We start from the raw sequence: 25,438 nt of genomic DNA, 5'->3' as shown, positions 1-25,438 counted from the left end.
TTTATAGAACTAATATTATGAAATATTTACAAAAAACCATTGCTCTATTAAGTGGATTCGCATTGGCAACTGTCCTATTCTCTTGCAGTAGTGATGACAGTGATACAACAGCGGCCCCAGTAGTCAATCCACCGTTAAAGGAGCTTAAGCTTTCAGTAAACTTCGATACGATATACATAGGCGAAGAAATATACTTTAAAACTATAAATAGTGAAGGTCAGGATATTGAAGCGGAGGTGCTAACAGCTGAGGGAACCGTTCTTAAAAACAATAAGTGGACTCCGACAGAAGCAGGACAATATAAATTTATAGCTAAAAAAGAAGGCTATAAAAACAGTAACGAAGTAAGAGTCGAAGTGCTTTCCCTTCCTGATGATAAAACACAAGGCAAAGGAACTTTTATATTCAAAGGTAAGACTTACGAAATACAAGAAAGTCATCTTTCCTTGCAAGGTATGTATCAGGACAAGACCAGCACAAAACAAATGGCAGGGTGGATACTTTCATCCATTAACAACGATGAAAAAATAGCTGCTCTTTCTATTTTCTTCACTCCAGCACACCTTATCCAAGGAGATAAATACTCTTTCGAATTACCTAAAAAAGATAATATTCTACAGACCTCATTGCGCGTACACCATTTAGAAACATTTGAAATATACGGGTACACAAGACAAGATGTAGAAATAAACCTAAACTTAGGAGATCCAAATGAAAAGAACATGATCTCTGGCAAGGTAGTAACCAAGTGTCAATCGCTGCAAGGTGAACCTTTCTCATTAGAGTACGAAGGTCAAAGTCGAATTGATTTAGATTTGTGGGATTATTAAATATTAATGCAAATTACGAAGACAGCTTCTACTTGAGAGATAACTCTCAAGAGAAGCTTCTTTTTTTTAGCTAAAGTCACATTCGTTAATCTACTTCTTTCTAAACTCTAAAGGGTTCAAATTAGTCTCCCTTTTAAAAAACCTCCCTAAATAAGATGGATCTACAAAATTCATTTCATCAGCGATTTGACTAACACTCAAATCTGTATTCGCTAAATAATGCTTGATATTTAAAACAACTTGACGATTTATAAGCTCTTTGGGGCTATAGTGGAGAAACTCCTTTGATATTTGAGAGAGATAATAGGGTGTAATAGATAATTTATCAGCATAGAAAGACACCTCCCTATACTCCTTAGAATATTGTGTAATCAAATCCCAAAATTTCCAACAGAGTTCTTCTTGACAGCTGTAATTTTTCTCAATGACAAATTCATTAAAACATACCCATTCAGTCATAATTAAGAATAAACTTTGAAATTGATTGCAGATAATTTTCTCTGCTTTGAGATTAGGCAATTGAATACAATACAAAAACAAATCTCTCCAAATGGCAAAAGCGCGTTTCTTTTCACTGTCCAAATACATAACAGGATTGTAGTGTAAGTAACCAAACAGCTCATTAGGCAAAACATAGGCTATATTTGAAGCAAAATCTCTTTCTACAAAATAATACGCTATGACCACATCGTCACTGGGATTGGAAAGAGAAACAATATTATCTTCTCCCCCCACCACAACACCCCCTTCATAAAGAGAAAAATTTTTAAAATCAATATTGAAATCTACCTCACCCTTTTCCACATAGAAGACTGCCAAATAAGGTAACACCAAGGGATAATTAGACAAATCGTCACTTGTCAGCTGGCCAACCTCTACACCGTACGAACACTTAATAGTTTGCATAAATCTTTTAAAAAACTTTCTATTATCACACAATTATAATAAAAAAACACTCTGAATAAGCAATATAGTTTTCAAAATTACATTTTCTTCTCAAATAAACCTATACAAGAAATGAACACCTCCTCCTACATTTGCCTCAGATAATTTATAACAACTTCGAACGTAAAAGTTAAGAAGTACAAAACAGATTAAAATGAAAATAGAAACAGAAAGACTGATACTACGTCCGTGGTTAGAGTCAGATGCTGAGAGCTTATACCTATATGCTCAAGACGAAAATGTAGGCCCACCAGCAGGTTGGCCAGCACACAAAAGTGTAGACGAAAGTAGAGAAATAATCAAAAAGGAGTTTGCGTATCCTGAAATCTACGCGGTTGCATTAAAAGAAACAAATGAAGCCATTGGCTGTATTGGATTGCTAATTGGCGAGAATAGCAACTTTGACATCTCCAATCACGAAGCAGAAGTAGCTTATTGGGTGGGTGTTCCACATTGGGGAAAAGGATATATTCCAGAGGCGTTAAAAGCACTGATTAGACACGCTTTTACAAGCTTAAAGATGACTGACTTGTGGTGTGGATTCTATGAGGGAAACATTAAATCACTTCGCGCCCAAGCCAAATGTGGGTTTACATTTGCTTATAAATCACCCAATAGATATGACAAATACTTCAAAGATGATCGAATCGAAGTAGTGACAAGGTTAAAATACGAGGAATGGTTACAAATGGAATCTCAAATGTAAAAGAATACCGCAGAACCAAATTAAAAGCGACACTATCCATTCAAAAACATACTGAAAACCATTATCGAAAAATAATACTTAAGGCAGGGAAATAAGTAGTCAAAATGAATAAAAAACAGATAGATAGTGAAAATAATAAAACAATACCTTCTAAAAGAAATGAATAAGTCTTAAAATATACAAAACAATAGATTAGATACGATAGATAAAGATATTTTTTTATACTTTTGCTTTCAGTAAATTAATTACGGAAAATAGTAAAATTATGAGAACGATTCAATTTAGAGAGGCGGTATGTGAAGCCATGAGCGAAGAAATGCGTCGCGACGAATCAATATATTTAATAGGTGAAGAAGTAGCAGAATATAATGGTGCTTATAAAGCTTCTAAAGGTATGTTGGACGAATTCGGTCCTAAACGTGTAATTGATGCTCCGATTGCAGAATTAGGTTTTGCTGGTATTGCTGTAGGTTCTGCCATGAACGGAAACCGTCCAATTGTTGAGTTTATGACATTCAACTTCTCTTTAGTAGGAATCGACCAAATCATAAACAACGCGGCTAAGATGCGTCAAATGTCAGGAGGTCAATTCAACATTCCAATTGTATTCCGTGGACCGACTGCTTCTGCAGGTCAATTAGGTGCTACACACTCACAAGCTTTTGAAAACTGGTATGCAAACGTACCTGGATTAAAAGTAGTAGTTCCATCTAACCCATACGATGCAAAAGGTTTACTAAAATCTGCTATTCGCGATAACGATCCTGTAATCTTTATGGAGTCTGAGCAAATGTATGGAGATAAAGGAGAAGTTCCAGAAGGAGAATACACTATTCCATTAGGAGTTGCAGAGATTAAAAGAGAAGGTAAAGATGTTACTATAGTTTCATTTGGAAAAATCATTAAAGAAGCATACAAAGCTGCTGATGAATTAGAAAAAGAAGGTATATCTTGTGAAATCATTGATTTACGTACAGTTCGTCCTTTAGATCAAGAAGCTATATTAAACTCTGTAAAGAAAACAAATCGCTTAGTAATCTTAGAAGAAGCTTGGCCATTTGGAAGTATTTCTTCAGAAATCACTTATTTAGTACAAGAACAAGCATTTGATCATTTAGATGCTCCTATACAAAGAATTACTACTGCTGACACTCCTGCACCATACTCACCAGTATTGTTGGAAGAGTGGTTACCAAACGCTAACGACGTTGTAAATGCAGTGAAAAAAGTTCTTTATAAGTAAAAAATAAAGTATATTTGAATACTCCATCTTAACATTAGTTAAGATGGAGTGTTTTTTTTATATATATTGTAGTTATGAAAAATAAAATCCAGTTTCTGTTACTATTTATACTATTTCCTTTAATTACTTGGGGACAAACCAAGGTAAGTGGAAAAATCATTGATAGTAATAATCAAGAAGTCCCATATGCCAGCGTTTACTTCAAAAACTCTACTGAAGGAGTAGTCGCAAACGAATACGGTAAATTTTACCTTGAATCTGCAAAATCATACACTACGTTAGTCATTTCATTTGTTGGATATAAAACACTTGAGATTCCTTTGACAGAACGAACTAATCTCAATATGAATGTGGTACTTGAACTCGATAACTTATTGGGAGAAGTAAAAATATTCGTAGGTAAAACATCAAAGAAGAACAATCCAGCGATCGATATTCTCAGAAAAATTTGGGAGCGAAAACGAAAAAATGGTCTGAATATGTTCGCCCGTTATGAATATGACAAATACGAAAAAATAGAGTTTGACTTAAATAGTATAGACAGTGCTTATCAAAATAAAAAGTTATTCCGCGGTATGGAGTTTATTTTTAAGCAAATGGATACTTCTAAGGTAACTGGAAAAACCTATTTACCGATTTTCATCAATGAGAACATTGCTCAAGTCTATGGTGATAATGACAACAACAGAAAAAGAGAAAAGTCGCTGGGTAATAAAAACTCTGGATTTGACACAAATCAACACATCATTGCCTTCGTAAAAGACCTTTACGCAGAATACAATATCTATAACAATTACATCAAAATATTTGACAAAGATTTCGTTAGCCCACTATCGAGAACAGGGATTAATGTATATAACTATGTTTTAGCTGATAGTGCCTTTATAGAAGACAAATGGTGTTATAATATTGTTTACTATCCTCGTAGAAAAGGAGAATTAACCTTTAAGGGGGATTTTTGGGTGAATGACTCCACTTTTGCTATTAAGAAAATAGCAATGGAAGCCAGTAAAGATGCCAACATTAACTGGGTAAAAGATATTTACATAGAACAAGAGTTTGAAGTGGTAAATGACTCGGTATTCTTATTGACAAGAGATCACTTTATGTCCGACTTTGCACTTTCAAAAAAAGAGAGTTCCAAAGGTGTTTATGGAAAGAGAACCTCAATCTACAAAAACCACAAGTTTGATATAAAACATCCTGATGAGTTCTATGCAGAAAAAGTAAACTACTTCGATGAGTCGATGTATAAAAGAGATGATGAGTTTTGGAAATCCTATCGTTTTGAACCTTTGAGTAAAGATGAGCTTGGTGTCTACAAAATGTTAGATACTTTAAAAACTGTACCAAAATTCAGAATGCTATTTGACTTGACTTCTACCATTATCGGAAACTACTACCATATTGACAAGTACAAATTTGATTATGGTCCCATCTTTTCAACCTTTGGATACAATGATATAGAAGGGTTAAGACTTAGAACTGGAGGGCGTACCTATTATGGTCCAAACGATAAATGGCGATTAGAAGGTTATGGTGCTTATGGCTTCAAAGACAATCAATTCAAATATGGTGTTAGTGGACGTGTGCTACTTGACAACGATACCCGATTGATTCTATATGGAGGAAATAGACGAGATATCGAACAAATAGGTGTTAGTTTAACCGAATCTAAAGATGTCTTGGGCCGAAGTTTTGCATCCAGCTCTCTATTTGCAAGTGGAGATAATACGAAACTTACCAAAATCAATTTATCTACTTTAGGGTTAGAAATTGAGCCTGTTAAGAATTTAAAATTCGAAACGACCTTTAGTTTCAAAACACTAAGAGCAGCATCAGATCAGTTTAACTTAGATTACTATGTCGATAAAGAAAACAACATTATAGCAGATGAAACCAAGCAATCTGAAATAATGGCATCGATTGAATATACCCCTGGTAGAAAAACAGTAGGCTATGGAGTTGACAGAACTGATATAGACAATAAATACTTAAGATTATACTTGCGCTATACTCAAGGGCTTAAAGGGGTCTTAGATAGTGATTTTAAATATGAGAAACTTCAATTGTATGTAAGTAAGCCTTTACTATTAGGTGGTTTTGGTACATTAACACCTATATTGGAAGTAGGTAAAACATTTGGAGAAGTACCTTTGGGGCTTTTAAATGTTGTACCTGGAAACCAATCGTGGTTTAATATTCAAAATACGTTTGCCAACCTAAATTACTATGAGTTTGTAACTGATGAATATGCATCACTACACTTAGAGCACAATTTTGGGGGAAGATTATTCTCGCGTATTCCTTGGTTGAGAGATTTTAACCTTCGTGAAATAGTTGGAGTTAGAGGGATGTATGGAAAAATATCTCAAGGAAATATCGACTTAAATGCTTCAAGTATTCAATACAAAGCACCAGAAGACATATATTATGAATATTATTTTGCTATCGGTAACATTTTCAAAATATTCAGACTTGACTTTAGCTGGAGAGGAAACTATTTAGATATGCCTGACTCACGTAAATTTGCTGTAAGAGGTTCATTCGCAATTTATTTCTAATAATTATCTTAAAACTTGTTAGAAACAATGATTTAGAGTACTTTTGCAACCAATTTTGAATGAGTTAAAAAAATAAAAGATATGAGTACATTTGAAACTTTTGATGCTTTTGTTGAAATTCCAGCAGGGAGCAGAAATAAATACGAGTATGACTTCGATTTAAAACGCTTGAGATTTGATAGATTGTTATATTCAAACATGAGATATCCAGCTGATTACGGTTTTATTCCAGAAACATTAGCATTAGACGGAGATCCATTAGACGTATTAGTTATGTTCACTGAACCTTCATTACCAGGAATGGTGGTTGAAGTAAAACCAATAGGTGTTTTCTATATGGCTGATGATAAAGGTCAAGATGAAAAAATCTTATGTGTTCCTGTTTCAGATCCATTAATGAACAAGTTAAACGACATTAATGATGTAAACGAACATTTCAAAAAAGAAATTGAACATTTCTTTAAAGTTTATAAAGACTTAGAGAATAAAAAAGTTACTACTGACGGATTTGGAGATAAAGCAGCAGCAGTTAAATTAATTCAAGAGTGTAAAGATCGCTTTGACAACCTTGAAAATAAAGCTGAAGGTTTATTTAGCATCCGCTACTAATAAAATATTATTGTAAAAGAGCCACTCAATGAGTGGCTCTTTTTTTATATCTACTCTAAATATCTTTCTAATAGCACGTCGATATGATGCAGTGTATGCCCGTAATTAAGCCTACCTATCTCTTCTACCGTAATAACGTAATCTGCTACTTTATTCTGTAATGCTAAAGCATTTGTTGTAAAACCTTTAAATTGATAATAAACACTCTTTAGCAGTGTAATATATTCCTCTATTAAGTCCTGTGGCTCTTTATTCTCTCCTTTGGCTTGATCAACATACTCATTCTCATCAAATCCACTTAAAACACTGTTATCTTGACGAGCAATATGCAAAGCGCGATAACTGAAAATACGTTCACAATCTATCAAATGCTGTACTAACTCTTTTACAGTCCACTTCCCCTCTGCATAAGCATAATCCCACTTGTGTTGCTGACTCACCTTCTCAAAGGTCTCTAAGACAATAGTAATGCGCATTAATAAGATCTCCTCTAATGACATTCCCTCAGAACGCCTAATGTAATCTATGTGTGACATAAGCTTTTAGTTTATCTATTTCTGTCTGTTCAAAGCTAAATATTTCTGTCAATATTCAACCGATTTTCTTACATACCTAAAAGAGAATACTACATCAATAGAAGTCTATTTGTATCGTAAATATTAGCAAGAATCATTTTAAATTTAAAAAAAGACAATATCAACAGGACTCAATACTTAAAATTTCCTTAAATTCCACAAATCTAAAAATGAGTACATCTTAGCTTAATACAAAAAGAGGTGTTCTCCACACACAACAAAAAGCACAAACAACACAATGGAAGAAATCATCAAACTACTAAATGACCTAATCTGGTCAAATGTTTTTATTGCCTTATGCCTCATTGCAGGTTTATTCTTTAGTATACGCACCAAATTTGTACAAGTTCGCTTCTTTAGGCATATGATCAAATTGCTGTTTACAGAAGGTTCCTCTGATAAAGGAGTAAGTCCTTTTCAAGCATTCAGTATAGCAATTGCAGGACGAGTGGGTGTAGGAAATATAGTAGGTGTAGCGACAGCCATTGCAGCTGGAGGTCCAGGAGCCATTTTTTGGATGTGGATGATTGCCTTTCTCGGAAGTGCATCAGCATTCATAGAATCGACTTTAGCGCAAATATATAAAGTCGAAAAGAACGGTCAATACTGTGGGGGTCCTGCATTCTACATCGAAAGAGGGATAAAGAGTAAAGCTTTTGCCTTGACATTTTCAATCATCACTATAATCAGTTGTTCACTTTTCCTACCGAGTATTCAAAGCAACAGTATTTCTATTAGCATCCAACATGCTTTTGATATTCCTCAATGGATCACCGGTATTTTTATCTGTATATTTTTAGCACTAACGGTTTTTGGAGGTGCAAAAAAGATAGGTCGTATCGCACAAGTAATTGTCCCTTTTATGGCAGTTGCATATATCGCAATGGCCATAGTAATCATAGGAATAAACATACAAGAAGTACCCCATATCTTTGGTTTAATATTTCGTTCAGCTTTCAATATGGAAGCAACCTTTGGAGGAGTATTTGGAGCAGCAATCGCGATGGGTGTAAAAAGAGGTATATACTCAAATGAAGCAGGTCAAGGAACAGCGCCTCATGCTGCAGCTGCATCTGAAACATCGCATCCTGTCAAACAGGGATTAGTACAAGCTTTCTCTGTTTACATAGACACCCTTTTTGTCTGTACAGCTACAGCTCTGATGATTTTATTTACCAATCAATACAATGTAGCTGACGGTATGGGTGGTTTTATTATAGAGAATATCCCAGGAGTCGAGCCAGGATCTGAATATACAGTAAATGCCATTGCTACGCAATTCCCCTTATTTGCAAGTAAGTTTGTAGCTATTGCGCTAACTTTCTTTGCGATAACGACAACTATGTCCTACATCTTCATTGCTGAGTCCAATTTCGAATACTTAAGTAAAAAGAAAAACTTGGTATTAAGATGGGCAATGCGTCTGATTATTTTAGTTTTCGTCTACTACGCTTCTATAAGTGAACCGAGCAAAGCATGGGACATTGGAGATATAGGTGTTGGAGCTATGGCTTGGATTAATATAATTGCAATTCTACTGCTATACAAACCAGCTTTAAGGGCTCTTAACGACTATATAAAACAAAGAAAAGAAGGTAAAGACCCTATTTTTGACCCTAAAGAAATTGGCATCGAAAACGCAAGTGAGGTATGGGATAAGGTCATCAAAGAAAGAGAATGGCAAGAGAAACAAAAATTAAGAGAATAAATTCTCGTTACTTTAGTACATTTGCCTATGAATTAAATTAATAGGAAATGCAATACAAAATAAGAGCAGCTAAAAGAGAAGACTATGATGTAGTACCTGAATTAATGTTACAAGCAATGGAAGATATTGTTTTTAGCTTTATTCAAAAACAAGACATCGAAGAAGCAATCAACTTTCTAACTATTCTTTTCAAAAAGCCAAATAACTTATATAGTTATGAAAATACTTTTGTAGCTGTAGATGAAGATGACAATGTAGTCGGGTCTGTAACAGGATATAATGGCGATGATTTTTATAAGTTAAGAGAGCCTGTTTTAGAATTAATGAAAAAACAATACAACAACGATATGACTCCAGAACCTGAAACAGAAGGCAGTGAATTTTACCTAGACACTGTAGCTGTATCGCCTATAGTACAAGGCAAAGGAGTAGGAAGTCATTTACTTAAGTTTGCAGTTGACTTTGCTAAAGAAAAAGGATTTAAACAAGTTGGCTTAATAGTCGATTTGGAGAATCCAGGGGCGATGAAACTGTACACAAGGTTAGGCTTCAAACAAGGCAAAGCATTGGATTTTGTAGGAGGAGAATACTATCATATGTATGTAGATTAACAATATAAAAAGTCTTAGTTAAACTAAGACTTTTTTATTTTATCCCCGTAAAATTAATCCTACTAACGAAACCCTGTATTTGTCTTTAAATAATTATATTTGCTCAAAATTCATTACAATGTCAAAAGAAATAACTCCATATAAAGAATCTAACTTAGGAAAGAAACAACAAGTAGAACAGATGTTTGATAACATCTCAGGGAACTATGATAACCTAAACCGAATGATTTCCTTAGGAACAGATCAAGGATGGAGACGTAAAGTTTTGAAGATGGTGGCGGATACGAAACCAGAAAGTATCTTAGATATTGCTACTGGTACAGGTGATTTAGCCATTTTATTATCAAAATCCGATGCAACTAAAATTACAGGATTAGATTTATCTGCAGGAATGTTAGAAGTTGGAAGACAAAAGGTAAAAGCATTGAATCTACAAGATAGAATAGAAATGATTCAAGGAGATTCTGAAAACTTGCCCTTTGCAGATAATTCATTTGATGCAATTACAGTAGGGTTTGGTATTCGAAATTTTGAAGATTTAGAAAAAGGATTATCGGAAATACTTAGGGTTTTAAAGCCTGGAGGGATATTCGTTATTTTAGAAACTTCTGTGCCTACTAAATTTCCTTTTAAGCAAGGGTATTTCTTTTATACTCAAAATATATTACCTTTCATGGGTAAATTATTTTCTAAAGACCAAAAAGCTTATAAATATTTATCTGATTCAGCTAAAAATTTCCCTTTTGGAGAAGCTTTAAACAATATTTTAAGAAAAGTTGGGTTTAAAGAAGTAAAACACAATCCTCAAACAATGGGAATTGCTACAATTTATTCTTCTTCAAAATAATATGAGAAAAATACTTATAATAATCTTCTTTATATTGGGAACTACTTCTGGATTCTCCCAATGGATATTTGGTAGAAACCCAATCTTAAACAAACAAGAATGGGATCAACAACGTGTACACTGGGGTTACTACCTTGGGTTTAATAGTATGAACTACCAAATAAGTTATACGGAAGATTACTATAAGCAAATGCAAGATCTCAGAGAGAAATATCCTCATGACTATACTGAAATACAAGTAAATTCTTCTACGGGATTTAATGTTGGTTTGGTTGGTAACTTGCGAATCATGGAATACTTAGATTTAAGGTTTGAACCAGGACTCTTTTATTCCAAAAGAGAACTGACCTATCCGAAAGCTCTTATATACAATTATTACAAAGAGCAACACGATAATGCAAATCCAACGCCTAACGAAATAAAAAATTCTTCTTTTAAAGAAGTTAATTCAACTTATATACATTTTCCGTTACTTTTAAAGTTCTCCGCTTTGAGAACTGGAAATATTAGACCTTACATTATAGGTGGTGTTTCCTTAGATTTAGATTTAAGCAGTAATTCCAGCTCAACTAAAGATAATTACGAAGGTATTTGGAGAATGAAAAAGTGGACAGCGAATTACGAAATTGGAGCGGGAATCGATATTTATTTTCAATATTTCAAATTTACTCCAGCGATAAAAGGAGTGTTTGGATTACAAGATGAATTAATAAGAGATTATTCGGCGGATAGTCCTTGGACAGGAGGAATAAAATCAATGAAAAAAAGAGGGATATTCATCTCCTTTACCTTCCACTAAGAGATATATTTTTAAAGCATAAAAAATGCCCCAAAAAGTGAGATACTTTTTGGGGCATTTCTATATCCATTGAAAGATAACTTTTTGTTTTTATATTTAACTCTTAAATAGTCGTCCTTTTAAACTCACTCAAAATAATAGATGCTGCCGTAGCTACATTTAGACTTTCGGTCAACTGTAGGTTTCCAAACCTTGGTATACTCATACGCTGAGTAACGATTGCTTCTATTTCTGAAGAAATACCATTAGCTTCATTCCCCATTACAATAACTCCTTTTGAACCTAATTTTTCTGTATAAATATTATCCCCATCCATAAAAGTACCATATACAGGTGTATCCTCTCCTCTATCCTTTAAGAGTTGTAGCAAATCACCATAAACAATATTTACTCGCGTTATCGATCCCATTGTTGCTTGCACTACTTTGGGGTTGTAAACATCAACTGTTTCCTGACTGCACAACAAATGTTCTATTCCGAACCAATCGCATAATCTAATGATAGTACCTAAATTGCCAGGATCTCTAATATCATCTAAGGCTAAAACTAAATGATCAAAACTTACGTTCCTCTCTTTTGCACAATGAAAAACAGCTAAACAATTAGGCGTTGTAATCAAAGCAGACATTTTCTTAATATCTTCTTTCGATACTTTAGTTTGCTTTGACTTTTCAATACCAAAATCTATGTCTTCACAATAGTACAAATGCTCGAGCGCAAAATCAGAAGACAACAATTCCTTAATCACTTTAACTCCCTCAGCAATAAAAAGCTGATGCGTTTTTCTATATTTTTTTTGATGTAAGCTTTTAATTAATTTTATTTGGTTTTTCGTAACCATAAAAAAATGTATTTTTGGACTATATTAGATGAATACTACCTTGAGCAAATTTTTACCAAAAATAGCACTAATTATATTAACGAGCATAAGTTTTTTTGCATGTTCGACAACTAAGAGAGTTCCACGAGATAGAGCTCTTTTGGTTGATAATACAATTATAGAAAATACTAAAAAATCAAGTAAAGAAGAAATATACCAGCAGTTATACCAAACTCCTAATAGTACATTTCCTTTTACGGGATTTCGCTTGAGATTACACCTTTACAATCTGGCAAAACCGAATGCAGATTCCCTATACCAGGTTTGGTTACAAGAGCACCCTAATACAGAAAAAAAGCTTACTGCTGTATTATCAAAAAAACAAGTTAACCGCCTCGGTGAGTCTTTTATTATTGCAGGTATTAATAACTTCTTGATAAAAACAGGAGAAGTACCAGCACTATACGATACTTTGAAAACCAACAAATCAGTTGAAAGATTAAAAAACTACTATTTCAATCGAGGGTATTTCGACACAAAAGTTGAGTCGAAAATAGATACAGTTGGAGAAAAAAAAGTGAAAGCAACCTATACAGTAACAACTGGAGAACCTTATTATATTGACAGTATTAAGACTTCAATCACTACAAAAGAATTGGAAAGTCTTTATGTTGAAAGTAAAAATAAGAGTTTGATAAAACCTAACACCGTTTTTAATGTCAAGAATTTTGATGAGGAAAGAAAAAGAATTACAAATGACTTTAGAAATCAAGGTGCATATCACTTTCAAGAATTGAATATAAGATATGAAGTTGATACAATATTGGATAAAAAAAACACAGCCAATATCAATTTAATCATAGATCCTCAGACAGTAAAATCCGGTGATACACTTGTAGAAAGACCCTTTAAGCTTTACAAGATAAGTGAAGTAAACTTATTTACAGACAACAGTAGTAAGGATAAAAAATACGACTTAGACAGTTTACAATACAACAACTTTAATATCTATAGTTCTGCTAAGCTACAATACAAGCCTAAAGCACTAACAGATGCTATCTTTATCACCAAAGGGAGTACTTTCAGTGATCAAAAGCGCATTTTAACATCGAGATCCATAAGTAATTTAAGGATATTCAACTACCCAGTCATTGAGTATATAGAAGATCAAAGAGATACAACAGGTCAGTCATTAATCTCTAATATCTATCTAACCTCTCGAAAAAAGATGACATTTAACCCTTCGTTAGACGTAACTCATTCCAATATTCAAGATTTTGGTATAGGAGGGAGTGTTGGCGTATTGTTTCGAAATGTGTTCAAAAGAGCGGAAATCTTAGAAGTAGGTCTTAAAGGAAGTATAGGTTCTTCACGCCAAATGAACAATCCTAATAATGTATTTTTCAATGTAACCGAGTATGGTGGAGATGTTAAATTAACCTTTCCCCGTGTTTTCTTTCCAATAAAGACCGATCGCATCATTCCCAAATCCATGTTGCCGACAACAACGATGAGTTTCGGTATATCTAAACAGAGGAACATCGGTTTAGACAAAGATAATTTTACAGGAACGATTAATTATAAATGGCTACCCTCTCATCATAATTCCTTTAGTTTAGATTTACTAAATGCACAATATGTAAAAAACACGAATCCCAACAATTACTTTAGCGTTTACAGTTCATCTTATAGTCGCTTAAATGCTATTGCTCAAGATTACAAAATTGATGCAACGAAAACATACTATGACGAAAGTGGTGATTTGACTATTGGAGATAGTGGCGCTAATTACTTCATTTGGGATGCCTTAGATCCAAATAATCCGCTTGGTGTAAGTGAGGAAGACAAGAAAGTGATACGCAGCATTGAAGAAAGAAGAGTTCGTTTGTCTGAAAATAACTTAATTATAGCAAGTAATTTAGTATTCACCAAAACCACGCGTACAAGCATCAATGACAATAATTTCTACACGTTAAGAACAAAAGTAGAATCTGCAGGAGCGTTGATGAACTTGATAATGAAAAATGCGAGTACCAAAGAAGGCCCTACAGGAAAGAAAACGATCATGGACGTAGAATTTTCTCAATATATCAAAACAGAAATTGACTTTGTAAAATATTGGGATTTAGGAAAACAACGTGTATTTGCAATTAAAGCTTTTGGTGGTTTAGCGGTACCCTATGGCAACTCAAACTCAATTCCATTTACGAGAAGTTACTATTCAGGGGGATCAAATGACAACAGAGGTTGGCAATCTTATCGTTTAGGTCCAGGTAAAAGTGGAGGAATAAACGACTTCAATGAAGCAAATATGAAGCTTTTCTTCAGTTCTGAATATCGTTTTAATATAGGAGGAAAATGGTATGGAGCCTTATTTATAGATGCCTCAAATATTTGGAATGTATTTGACGATGTGGAAGATGAGAACTATACCTTCAATGGTATTTCCTCTTTAAGAGATTTTGCTGTTGCTTCGGGATTTGGAATTCGCTATGATTTTAGTTTCTTTGTATTCAGATTAGATATGGGATTCAAAACATTTAATCCAACAATCGATTCAAATAGAAAATGGTTTAAGGAATTTAACTTTAGAGAATCGGTATTAAATGTTGGAATCAATTATCCATTTTAATCCAATAATAATTAGTATTTTTGTAGAAACTTTTAACACAACGGCACATGGGACATAATATTAAACCAGGAGTAGCATTTGGGGAGCAAGTGCAAGAAATCTTTAAATACGCAAAAGAAAAAGGATTTGCTTTACCAGCAGTAAACGTAACTAGTTCAAGTACTATTAATGCTGTATTAGAAACTGCTGCTAAATTAAATTCACCTGTAATTGTTCAGTTTTCTAATGGAGGTGCGGCTTTTATGGCTGGAAAAGGTTTGTCAAATGACAACCAAAAAGCAGCAATATTAGGAGCAATCGCAGGAGCAAAATTAGTTCACACTTTAGCTGAAGCTTACGGTGTTCCGGTAATATTACATACGGACCACTGTGCAAAAAAATTATTACCTTGGATAGATGGCTTATTAGATGCAGGTGAAGAACATATGAAACAATTTGGTAAACCATTGTTCAGCTCTCACATGATTGACCTATCTGAAGAATCGTTAGAAGAAAATATGACAATTTCTAAAAAATACCTTGAGCGCATGAGCAAATTAGGTATGACGTTAGAAATTGAATTAGGTATTACAGGAGGTGAAGAAGACGGAGTAGATAACTCAGGTGTAGATTCTTCTAAATTGTATACACAACCTGAAGAAGTTGCCTATGCTTATGAAGAGCTATCAAAAGTAAATCACCGCTTTACTATTGCAGCATCTTTTGGTAACGTACACGGTGTATACAAACCAGGAAACGTAAAACTAACTCCAATTATCTTAAAAAACTCTCAAGAATATGTATCTAAAAAATTCAATTTAGGACATAATGCTGTGGATTTTGTATTCCATGGTGGTTCTGGTTCTTCAGTTGAAGAAATCAGAGAGGCTATAGGATATGGAGTAATCAAAATGAATATAGATACTGATACTCAATTCGCTTATACTGAAGGTATCAGAGACTATATGACAGGAAAAATAGACTATTTAAAAACTCAAATAGGTAACCCAGAAGGATCAGATGTTCCTAATAAAAAGTACTACGATCCACGTGTATGGGTTAGACAAGGAGAATTAACTTTAATCGCTCGCTTAGAAAAAGCTTTTGAAGATTTAAACAACGTAAATACGTTATAATCTCTCCTTGCTTTCGAACTTAATATAAACAAAACAAACATTTTATGGCTTGGTTTAAAAGGAAAGAAAAAGGAATTCAGACTCCAACAGAAAACAAAAAAGATATTCCAAAAGGACTTTGGTACAAATCTCCTACAGGAAAAATAATTGATTCTGACGAACTTGCAGTTAACTTATGGGTGAGCCCTGAAGATGGATACCACGTTCGTATTGGTAGTAAAGAATATTTCGAAATTCTTTTTGACAACAACGACTACAAAGAAATAGCCAAAAGCCTTTCTTCAAAAGATATTTTAAAATTTGAAGACACAAAAAAATATGTAGATCGTTTAAAAGAAGCAATGAATAAAACACAGCTTAAAGATGCTGTTAGAGTTGCTGTCGGAGAATCAAAAGGAGAAAAATTAGTAGTTGCAGCAATGGATTTTGCTTTTATTGGAGGTTCTATGGGATCTGTAGTAGGAGAAAAAATAGCCAGAGGTATAGACTACTCATTAAAACACAATATTCCATTTTTAATGATTTCAAAATCAGGTGGAGCTCGTATGATGGAGGCTGGTTTTTCACTAATGCAAATGGCTAAAACATCAGCTAAACTTGCAAAATTAAGTGATGCAAAAATCCCTTATATATCATTGTGTACTGACCCTACTACAGGAGGAATATCAGCTTCTTTTGCTATGTTAGGTGATATCAACATTGCTGAACCAGGTGCATTAATTGGTTTTGCTGGTCCTCGTATCGTAAAAGATACTACAGGAAAGGATTTACCTGAAGGATTTCAAACTTCGGAATTCTTGTTAGAGCACGGTTTCTTAGATTTTATAGTTCACCGTCGAGATTTAAAGAAAAATGTAAATCTATATTTAGATCTGATACTAAATAGATCTGTGAGATAAAAAAAAGCATCCATATAATATGGATGCTTTTTTTTTACATTCCTGTTCTTATCGCTTCCACTGGATCTAACCTTGCAGCTGATCGAGCTGGTAAATACCCAGACAAAATACCTATCAAACCAGATAGGGATAATCCTATAGCTATGTTTGCAATACTAAGTGTTAGTACAAAGCTTGAAAAAGTAGTAACTAACAAGGCGATAATCCAAACCAAAAGTAGCCCGATAACTCCGCCTATTAATGCTAAAATAACGGCTTCAAATAAAAATTGTAATAAAATAGTTTTCTTCTTTGCTCCTATTGCTTTTTGTACTCCTATCAAATGCGTTCTCTCCTTCACAGAAACGAACATAATATTTGCAATACCAAAACCTCCAACTAAGAGTGAAAACCCACTAATAATCCACCCTACGACATTCATTCGCCCAATTATAGTATCGATAAAGTCAAGCATTCCCCCAAATACATTAACAAAGAAATTATCTTCCTCCCCAGCTTTCATTCCTCTAAACAATCGCAACTTAGAACGTATCTCGTCTTCAAACTCCTTAATCTCAACGCCTTTAAATGGTTTTAGTACGACCACAGGTGTAAAAGTTGAAACATTGTCTCCATACAATAAACGAACAACATTCACAGGAATATAAGCCCTATCGTCTAAACTCGAACCAAAAGTACTGGCTCCCTGTTTATCAATTGTTCCAATAACCCGAAAATTACGGCTATACAAGCGAATCGTTTTACCAATAGGATCAAGATCACCAAATAGTGTCTTAGCTACTTCTGCACCTAAAACCACCACGTAAGCTCCATTTGTAGCCTCTGATTCATTGAAAAACCTACCATTAGATATTTTTACATTATCCAGAAACTGCAAATCACTACCTCCAATCTGCATACTTACGTCATTGGCGTAATTAGCACCGTACTTAAGCATCTCACTTTTAGTAAAAATATTATAAGAAATATACTCTACCCCCTGCACATTACGCTTTAAAAAATCAAACTCCTCGTACTTCATTTTAGGGTATTGATCTATTTTCCACCTCGGAATATCTACAGGCCCAAAAGAATGATTAAAAACATAAATCATGTTCAAATCAAAACCACTCAATTCTTTCTTAATATTTTTGTCAAGGGAATCTACAGCAGCAAGTACAGCAATTATAGAAAAAATACCAACTGTGACTCCTAAAAGAGACAATACGGTTCTTAGCTTATTGGTTTTCAAAGCATTCACTGCAAATTGAAAACTACTCATTAGAAGTCTAAAATATAGAATCATGTTGGTTTTTATATACTACAAAAGTAAAGATGTAACAGCATTTATACTCTAAAGATAAAAAATAAAAAAAAACTTCTCAAATAATAGAAAACTTCAATTATATACTTTAGAATTATCATTACAATACTTACTTTTGCCGTTCATTAATAACACACAACAATGAACACAACTAAAAAAATCAATTCAGCACTAATTTCTGTGTTTGATAAAAATGGTCTTGAACCTATTGTAAGAGAATTACATAAAAACAACGTAGTAATTTACTCTACTGGGGGAACTGAAACTTTTATCAAAGACTTAGGAATACCAGTAGTAGCAGTAGAAGACATCACTTCGTTTCCTTCAATCTTAGGAGGTCGAGTAAAAACTTTACACCCAAAAATATTTGGAGGGATCTTAAATAGACAAGATCACGAAGGAGACGTTGCTCAGATGAAAGAATTTGATATTCCTCAAATTGATCTTGTAATTGTTGATTTATATCCTTTCGAAAAAACTGTTGCATCGGGTGCAAACGAAGCCGATATTATTGAAAAAATAGATATTGGAGGTATTTCGCTAATTAGAGCTGCTGCAAAAAACTTTAAAGACACTGTTATTGTTGCCTCAGTTAATGAGTACAATATCTTTTTGAATATGATTCAAGAAAATAATGGACAAACTTCTTTAGAGCAAAGAAGATATCTTGCAACTAAAGCATTTCACACCTCATCTCACTATGATAGTGCTATCTTTAACTATTTTAATGAGCAAGAATCTACATTAAAAATAAGTGTAGATAATGGAATAGAGCTGAGATATGGTGAAAATCCTCATCAAAAAGGACAGTTCTTCGGAGACTTCGATTCCCTATTCCAAAAGTTAAATGGAAAAGAACTTTCATACAACAACCTTCTCGATGTGGACGCAGCGGTTAACTTAATGAAGGAATTTCAAGGAGAGCAACCAACCTTTGCAATACTAAAACACAACAATGCTTGTGGAGTTGCACAAAGAAACACCATGAAAGAGGCCTATATTGATGCTTTAGCTGGAGATCCAACATCAGCTTTTGGAGGTGTGCTTATTGCAAATGGAAAAATAGATAAAGAAACTGCTGAAGAAATCAATCAACTTTTCTGCGAGGTAGTAATTGCACCATCTTACGAAAATGAAGCTATAGAAATCCTTAAAGAAAAGAAAAATAGAATTATCTTAGTAATAAATGAAGTGGAGTTACCGAAAAAACAAATTCGAACTTGTTTAAATGGTATCTTAGTTCAAGATAAAGATAATGTTACTGATACTAAAGAGCATTTAACTAACGTTACTAACTCAAAGCCTTCTGAACAAGAAATAGAAGACTTGTTATTTGCTTCAAAAATCTGTAAACACACAAAGTCAAACACAATTGTTATTGCTAAAAACAAACAATTATGTGCTTCTGGTACTGGTCAAACCTCAAGAGTTGATGCATTGCGTCAAGCAATTGAAAAAGCAAACTCTTTTAACTTTGACTTAAAAGGAGCAGTAATGGCAAGCGATGCATTCTTTCCTTTCCCTGATTGTGTAGAGATTGCAGATCACGCTGGTATTACATCTGTTATCCAACCAGGAGGCTCGATTAAAGATGAATTAAGTGTAAATTATTGTAATGAAAACAATATCGCGATGGTATTTACTGGAACGCGTCATTTTAAACATTAATTTATTACTTTTGTATAGCAAACAAAATTATTAACTCTAAAAGCCATTTAATTGTATGGGATTTTTTGATTTTATGACAGAGGATATCGCTATCGATTTAGGTACAGCGAACACTCTAATCATTCACGATGGGAAAGTTGTTGTTGACAACCCTTCTATTGTAGCTCGTGACAGAACAACGGGTAAAATAATTGCAGTAGGAAAAGAAGCGAGTTTAATGCAGGGGAAAACCCATGGAAATATCAAAACAATCCGCCCATTAAAAGACGGAGTTATTGCTGATTTTGACGCATCAGAAAAAATGATAAGCCTCTTTATCAAAAGCATTCCAGCATTAAGAAAAAAAATGTTTACACCGGCTTTACGCATGATTGTTTGTATTCCTTCAGGTATTACAGAAGTAGAGATGCGTGCGGTAAAAGAATCTTGTGAGCGAGTGAATGGTAAAGAGGTTTACCTTATACATGAACCTATGTCTGCCGCTATTGGTATTGGTGTAGATATTATGCAACCAAAAGGTAATATGATTGTTGATATAGGTGGAGGTACAACTGAGATTGCAGTTATTGCTCTTGGAGGTATTGTTTGCGATAAATCTGTAAAAATCGCAGGGGACGTATTCACAAACGATATTATCTATTATATGCGTACACAACACAACTTATTTGTTGGAGAAAGTACTGCAGAAAAAATTAAAATACAAATTGGAGCTGCTACTGAAGATTTAGAAACTCCTCCAGAAGATATGTTAGTACAAGGGCGTGATTTGTTAACTGGTAAACCAAAACAAGTTACTGTATCATACCGCGAAATTGCTAAAGCACTTGACAAATCTATTCAACGCGTTGAAGATGCTGTAATGGAAACATTATCACAAACACCACCAGAATTAGCTGCTGATATTTATAATACAGGAATCTATTTAGCAGGTGGAGGTTCAATGCTTAGAGGATTAGACAAGAGAATCTCTCAAAAAACAGACTTACCTGTTTATATTGCAGAAGATCCATTAAGAGCAGTTGTACGTGGTACTGGACTAGCTATCAAAAACATTGACAAATATAAAAGTGTACTTATCAAGTAAATAATATACTATGCAGCAAATATTTAACTTCTTTATAAAAAACAGTACTAAGCTACTGTTTTTGCTGCTTTTACTAATATCATTTGCTTTTATTATTAGAACACATACTTTTCATAGAAGTTCTTTTATCAGTTCAGCGAATGGAGTAACTGGCTATGTCTATGAAAATGTAAATGATTTAAAAGAATATATGCACCTAAAATCAGAGAATGACGCTCTGGTTTTAGAGAATGCATATTTAAAGACAATCGTTTACAACAATCTGACAGACAAAGACTCTTTAGAAATAGCCAAACTGCAGCCAAGCGAAACAGATGAATACTCTATTCTTGTCGCTAAGGTTATTCGAAATTCATTTAATACTAAAGAAAATTACCTAACAATCAAGGGAGGTTCTAAACAAGGAATCCAAAAAGATCTTGGGGTTATTAATAGCAACGGTGTTATAGGAATTATTGAAAAGTCATCTAATAATTATTCTACTGTACAAAGTATCTTAAACGTAAAATCAAAAATCAATGCTAAAATCAAAGGTTCTAATCATTTTGGAACTTTAGAATGGGATGGAAAAAATACAGGTTATGTGAATCTTACTGATATTCCAAGATTGGCCGAAATTTACAAAGGAGATACAATTGTTACAGGAGGTATCTCTAAAATATTCCCTGAAAACATACCGATTGGGGTTATTGAAAAAGCATATACAACTGCTAGTTCAAACTATTTTACCATATCAGTTAGATTATTCAATGATATGACTAATTTAGGGTATGTTTACATTATCAAAAACAACTACGTAGAAGAGATTAACACTTTAGAAGAGGGATTAGAAGATGAATAGTATTGTATTATCAAATATAGGCCGTTTTATAACTTTACTCTTAGTACAGGTTCTGATATTCAACAATATTGATTTGTTTGGATCTATCAACCCTTTCCCCTATATTTTATTTATCATTTTGTATCCTTCAAGTGGTAATAAAGCTTTATTATACTTAACGAGTTTCTTATTAGGGCTGGCTGTAGATATGTTTATCAACTCAGCTGGTATACACGCTGCAGCATCACTAATTCTTGCTTTTGCACGTCCAATGATATTGAAGTTCTCTTTTGGTATTAGTTATCAATATCACAACTTAAATATTCTAAAAAAAGTAACAAAAGACATCTTTAATTCATTAGAAGTATTCAGCTACATATCAATAAGCATATTAGTACACAATATTACTTTATTTGCATTGGAGCTATTTAGGTTTAGTTTTGTTTTAGAAATTCTTTCAAGAACAATAATCACAATGATAACTACTTTATTATGTAGTGTCCTAATCATCTATCTAATAAAGCCTTCTAAAAAATGAGAAAATTTCTTTTACCGCTAATAATTACAGTTGTTACTATCGTAATACTCTCTCGTTTATTTTATTTACAAATCATTGATGATACCTACATCAAAAAATCAGAGAACAACGCTCTGAAAATTGTATATGAATACCCTGAACGAGGATATATATTTGATAGAAATGGAAAACTATTAGTTGCCAATCAACCGTCATATGACATCATGGTAATACCGCGAGAGGTTACTAATATTGATACATTAGCCCTTTGTAAATTATTAGATGTAACTAAAGAAGAATTTGACTCAAAACTTAGCAAAGCTACTATTTATAGCCCAAGGCTACCTTCTATATTTCTACCTCAATTAAGCAAGGCAGAATATGCTGCGTTCCAAGAAAAAATTAGACACTTTAACGGATTCTATATTCAAAAGCGTTCTCTGAGAGATTATCAAGTAAATCACGGTGCTAATATATTTGGATACATTAGACAGGTTAATGACTTAAACATAAAATCAAACCCTTACTATAGACCTGGCGACCTCATTGGTATCCAAGGAGTCGAAGAACAATACGAAGAAGTCCTAAGAGGTTCTAAAGGGGTAAAGTATATCCAAAGAGATCGATTTAATCGAGAAATAGGTTCTTTTAAAAATGGAATCTATGACACTATTGCATTAAAAGGAGATGATATTACCCTTACCATTGATAGTGAATTACAAGCATATGGTGAGCTTTTAATGCAAAACAAAAGAGGCGGTATTGTTGCTATAGAACCAAAGTCTGGTGAGATATTAGCCCTTATCAATGCACCTACCTACGATCCAGGTCTATTAGTTGGCCGAGAAAGATCAAAGAATTATACCAAACTTTACAATGACTCATTAGCTAAACCACTGTATAATAGAGTTCTTTCTGGAGAATATTCTCCAGGATCTCCTTTTAAGATACTAACTGGTTTAATAGGCCTTCAAGAAGGAGTTATAAATCAACATACGACTTTTAGTTGCAGCAGAGGATTCTACTACGGTAAAGGTGCTTGGATGGGATGCCACGATAGTGGGAACTGGAACTTACACGTAGCTACAGCTAAATCGTGTAACACTTTCTTTGCCCAAACCTATAAGCGCATAATTGAAAAGTATAAAAAACCAGCTGATGGAATTAACGCTTGGAATAAGCATCTACAAAGTTTTGGGCTGGGTCAATTCTTAGGATACGACTTACCTGAAGGAAGAAAAGGTCACATTCCTGATTCAGACTATTACGATAGATGGTATCCAAATGGTGCATGGAAAAGTACAACAACCATATCCAATTCAATCGGACAGGGCGAAGTAATTATGACTCCTATGCAACTTGCTAATGTTGTAGCTGCTGTTGCCAATAAAGGTTACTACTATACACCTCACATCATTAAGGGGATCGAACACCATAAAATCGATAAAAAATTCGTTACAAAAAATCAAACAACAATTGATCCAAAACACTTTGAACCTGTTATCGAGGGAATGAATGAAGTGTTTAAAACAGGTACAGGACGATCTGTTGCAGTAGAACAACTTGATATGTGTGGTAAAACAGGAACAGTAGAAAACTTTACTCGTATTAACGGAAAACGCTACCAATTAACTGACCACTCTGTTTTCGTTGCCTTTGCTCCAAAAGATGATCCGAAAATAGCTATAGCCGTTTTTATTGAAAATGGATATTGGGGGTCAAGATGGGCTGCTCCTATTACCAGCTTAATGGTTCAAAAATATTTATTAAATGAGATTGTAAGAAAAGATTTAGAAACAAGAATGCTTGAAGGTAGTCTTCAATCTGAATACGACAAAGTATTACAACTATATAAACTTGCAGAAAAAAGTAAAAAATAATGAGAAGTGTTAGTGTACAAAAAAATATAGACTGGTTAACAGTACTCCTATATTTCTTATTAGTAATAGCAGGGTGGTTTACTATTTATTCAGCATCACTACCTGCCGAACCAACCTCTATGTTTGACCTTAATCAAATATATGGTCGTCAACTAATATTTATTATACTCACATTTCCTATTATCATTTTGATACTTTCCATAGATGCCAAATTCTATGAAAAATATGCATTAATATTTTACATCATTGGACTTCTGTCAATCATTGGGTTATTCTTCTTTGGTAAATCAGTAAAAGGGCAAACCAACTGGTATTCGATTGCAGGATTTGGTATTCAGCCTTCTGAATTTGTAAAGACCACGACTGCTTTGCTATTAGCTAAATACTTATCCGATAACCAAGGCCATTTAAACACTTTCAAAGAACAATTAGTCGCACTTACAATTATTGCTATTCCAACCTTGTTAATCCTAAAACACGATACAGGTAGTGCAATGTTATTTGCCTCACTAATTTTTGTGTTATATCGAGAGGGACTACCAAGTTGGTATCTATGGACAGGATTTATAACTGTCGTCCTATTCATTGCAGCCCTCGTAGTTAAACCTGCTATTATCATTGCTACAATAATTATTATAGCAAGTTTGCACTTCTATTTCAACAAGAGTATCAACCGAAACCCTTTTATATATATCATATTAGCTATTTTCACTTCAGGGTTTGTATTTTCTGTAGACTACGTATATGACAATGTACTTGAACCCCATCAAAAGGATCGTATCAACGTATTATTAGGCGAAAACGTAAACCTACAAGCCGAGGGTTACAACCTTAATCAATCTAAAATAGCAATCGGATCTGGAAACTGGACAGGAACAGGTTTCTTAGAAGGTACACAGACCAAAGGTGGATTTGTACCAGAACAGCATACAGATTATATCTTTACAACTGTAGGTGAAGAATGGGGTTTTGCAGGTGCATCGGTAGTGATAGTGTTATTTGTTTTTCTATTCTTTCGACTAATTTACTTAGCTGAAAATCAAAAAAAGAGATTCAATCGAGTTTACGGATACTGCGTTGTTAGTTTCCTTTTCATTCACTTTGCATTTAATATTACGATGCTAATTGGACTATTTCCTACCATTGGAGTACCACTTCCATTTTTTTCATATGGAGGTTCTAGTTTAATAGCCTTTACCCTATTACTATTTATTTTTCTAAAATTAGATGCCAATAAAATAAACGAATGGTAATTTGACAATT

General features: G+C 33.8%; 22 protein-coding genes. 18 read left to right on the top strand and 4 right to left on the bottom strand.

Annotation, left to right across the window (positions count from 1 at the left end):
- The first annotated feature begins 17 nt into the window (after window positions 1-17).
- Complete coding sequence (locus NWE55_RS10205; protein ID WP_155091127.1) at window positions 18-830, top strand: hypothetical protein; 813 nt, start codon at window positions 18-20, stop codon at window positions 828-830.
- Window positions 831-920: 90 nt separating this feature from the next.
- Here NWE55_RS10205 and NWE55_RS10200 read toward each other — a convergent pair whose 3' ends face one another.
- Window positions 921-1,736 (bottom strand): helix-turn-helix domain-containing protein, encoded by an 816-nt coding sequence (locus tag NWE55_RS10200; RefSeq protein WP_155091128.1) that lies wholly within the window; start codon window positions 1,734-1,736, stop codon window positions 921-923.
- A gap of 193 nt (window positions 1,737-1,929) precedes the next feature.
- On the opposite strand from NWE55_RS10200, the gene NWE55_RS10195 reads away from it, so the two are divergent.
- The 4 genes from NWE55_RS10195 (at window position 1,930) to NWE55_RS10180 (ending at window position 6,897) form a co-directional block, all read left to right on the top strand.
- Entirely contained in the window at window positions 1,930-2,481 is a 552-nt protein-coding gene (locus NWE55_RS10195) for a GNAT family N-acetyltransferase (RefSeq protein WP_155091129.1), read from the top strand.
- Between the two features lie 265 nt (window positions 2,482-2,746).
- Window positions 2,747-3,724, top strand: a complete 978-nt coding sequence (locus NWE55_RS10190) for a pyruvate dehydrogenase complex E1 component subunit beta (protein WP_155091130.1) — start codon at window positions 2,747-2,749, stop codon at window positions 3,722-3,724.
- Between the two features lie 74 nt (window positions 3,725-3,798).
- Window positions 3,799-6,288 (top strand): DUF5686 and carboxypeptidase-like regulatory domain-containing protein, encoded by a 2,490-nt coding sequence (locus NWE55_RS10185; protein ID WP_160339063.1) that lies wholly within the window; start codon window positions 3,799-3,801, stop codon window positions 6,286-6,288.
- An 81-nt stretch (window positions 6,289-6,369) separates the two neighbouring features.
- Window positions 6,370-6,897 (top strand): inorganic diphosphatase, encoded by a 528-nt coding sequence (locus NWE55_RS10180; protein WP_155091132.1) that lies wholly within the window; start codon window positions 6,370-6,372, stop codon window positions 6,895-6,897.
- Between the two features lie 50 nt (window positions 6,898-6,947).
- Here the strand turns inward: NWE55_RS10180 and NWE55_RS10175 are convergent, their stop codons facing one another.
- The gene (locus tag NWE55_RS10175; RefSeq protein ID WP_155091133.1) at window positions 6,948-7,433 is read right to left on the bottom strand and encodes a DinB family protein; all 486 of its coding nucleotides are present in this window, start codon (window positions 7,431-7,433) and stop codon (window positions 6,948-6,950) included.
- A 277-nt stretch (window positions 7,434-7,710) separates the two neighbouring features.
- Here NWE55_RS10175 and NWE55_RS10170 point away from each other — a divergent pair, with 277 nt between their 5' ends.
- The 4 genes from NWE55_RS10170 (at window position 7,711) to porT (ending at window position 11,437) form a co-directional block, all read left to right on the top strand.
- Window positions 7,711-9,180: an alanine/glycine:cation symporter family protein gene (locus NWE55_RS10170; protein WP_155091134.1), complete on the top strand. Its 1,470-nt coding sequence runs from the start codon at window positions 7,711-7,713 to the stop codon at window positions 9,178-9,180.
- Window positions 9,181-9,227: 47 nt separating this feature from the next.
- Window positions 9,228-9,791 (top strand): GNAT family N-acetyltransferase, encoded by a 564-nt coding sequence (locus NWE55_RS10165; RefSeq protein ID WP_155091135.1) that lies wholly within the window; start codon window positions 9,228-9,230, stop codon window positions 9,789-9,791.
- A gap of 118 nt (window positions 9,792-9,909) precedes the next feature.
- Entirely contained in the window at window positions 9,910-10,638 is a 729-nt protein-coding gene (ubiE, locus tag NWE55_RS10160; protein ID WP_155091136.1) for a bifunctional demethylmenaquinone methyltransferase/2-methoxy-6-polyprenyl-1,4-benzoquinol methylase UbiE, read from the top strand.
- 1 nt (window position 10,639) lies between these two features.
- Complete coding sequence (gene porT, locus NWE55_RS10155) at window positions 10,640-11,437, top strand: type IX secretion/gliding motility protein PorT/SprT (protein ID WP_155091137.1); 798 nt, start codon at window positions 10,640-10,642, stop codon at window positions 11,435-11,437.
- Between the two features lie 103 nt (window positions 11,438-11,540).
- Here porT and NWE55_RS10150 read toward each other — a convergent pair whose 3' ends face one another.
- Window positions 11,541-12,278 (bottom strand): RNA methyltransferase, encoded by a 738-nt coding sequence (locus NWE55_RS10150; RefSeq protein ID WP_155091138.1) that lies wholly within the window; start codon window positions 12,276-12,278, stop codon window positions 11,541-11,543.
- A 28-nt stretch (window positions 12,279-12,306) separates the two neighbouring features.
- Between NWE55_RS10150 and tamL the strand changes: the two genes are divergently transcribed.
- From tamL to accD, 3 genes are read left to right on the top strand one after another with little or no spacing between them, the layout of a single operon-like run.
- Entirely contained in the window at window positions 12,307-14,889 is a 2,583-nt protein-coding gene (gene tamL / locus NWE55_RS10145; protein WP_155091139.1) for a translocation and assembly module lipoprotein TamL, read from the top strand.
- Between the two features lie 47 nt (window positions 14,890-14,936).
- Window positions 14,937-16,004 (top strand): class II fructose-bisphosphate aldolase, encoded by a 1,068-nt coding sequence (fbaA, locus tag NWE55_RS10140; RefSeq protein ID WP_155091140.1) that lies wholly within the window; start codon window positions 14,937-14,939, stop codon window positions 16,002-16,004.
- 44 nt (window positions 16,005-16,048) lie between these two features.
- On the top strand, window positions 16,049-16,903 hold the full coding sequence (accD, locus tag NWE55_RS10135; RefSeq protein WP_155091141.1) for an acetyl-CoA carboxylase, carboxyltransferase subunit beta: 855 nt from the start codon (window positions 16,049-16,051) through the stop codon (window positions 16,901-16,903).
- 34 nt (window positions 16,904-16,937) lie between these two features.
- Here the strand turns inward: accD and NWE55_RS10130 are convergent, their stop codons facing one another.
- Entirely contained in the window at window positions 16,938-18,188 is a 1,251-nt protein-coding gene (locus NWE55_RS10130) for an ABC transporter permease (protein ID WP_155091142.1), read from the bottom strand.
- A 159-nt stretch (window positions 18,189-18,347) separates the two neighbouring features.
- Here NWE55_RS10130 and purH point away from each other — a divergent pair, with 159 nt between their 5' ends.
- Genes purH through rodA form a run of 6 tightly spaced genes read left to right on the top strand, consistent with a single transcriptional unit; the run spans window position 18,348 to window position 25,428 of the window.
- Complete coding sequence (gene purH / locus NWE55_RS10125; protein ID WP_155091143.1) at window positions 18,348-19,874, top strand: bifunctional phosphoribosylaminoimidazolecarboxamide formyltransferase/IMP cyclohydrolase; 1,527 nt, start codon at window positions 18,348-18,350, stop codon at window positions 19,872-19,874.
- A gap of 55 nt (window positions 19,875-19,929) precedes the next feature.
- Window positions 19,930-20,958, top strand: coding sequence for a rod shape-determining protein (locus NWE55_RS10120; protein ID WP_155091144.1), 1,029 nt, complete (start codon window positions 19,930-19,932; stop codon window positions 20,956-20,958).
- 10 nt (window positions 20,959-20,968) lie between these two features.
- Complete coding sequence (gene mreC, locus NWE55_RS10115) at window positions 20,969-21,799, top strand: rod shape-determining protein MreC (RefSeq protein WP_155091145.1); 831 nt, start codon at window positions 20,969-20,971, stop codon at window positions 21,797-21,799.
- The gene (locus NWE55_RS10110) at window positions 21,792-22,316 is read left to right on the top strand and encodes a rod shape-determining protein MreD (RefSeq protein WP_155091146.1); all 525 of its coding nucleotides are present in this window, start codon (window positions 21,792-21,794) and stop codon (window positions 22,314-22,316) included. Before mreC ends, NWE55_RS10110 begins: the two co-directional genes overlap by 8 nt.
- Window positions 22,313-24,175, top strand: coding sequence for a penicillin-binding protein 2 (gene mrdA / locus NWE55_RS10105; RefSeq protein ID WP_155091147.1), 1,863 nt, complete (start codon window positions 22,313-22,315; stop codon window positions 24,173-24,175). The genes NWE55_RS10110 and mrdA overlap by 4 nt, the downstream gene beginning before the upstream one ends.
- Complete coding sequence (rodA, locus tag NWE55_RS10100; RefSeq protein WP_155091148.1) at window positions 24,175-25,428, top strand: rod shape-determining protein RodA; 1,254 nt, start codon at window positions 24,175-24,177, stop codon at window positions 25,426-25,428. The genes mrdA and rodA overlap by 1 nt, the downstream gene beginning before the upstream one ends.
- Window positions 25,429-25,438: the final 10 nt, after the last annotated feature.

Origin of the sequence: Myroides albus, from assembly GCF_024722315.1 — a bacterium.
Taxonomy (GTDB): domain Bacteria; phylum Bacteroidota; class Bacteroidia; order Flavobacteriales; family Flavobacteriaceae; genus Flavobacterium; species Flavobacterium album_A.
Note: the sequence above shows the minus strand (reverse complement) of the source record. Positions and strands in the feature narration are given on the sequence as shown.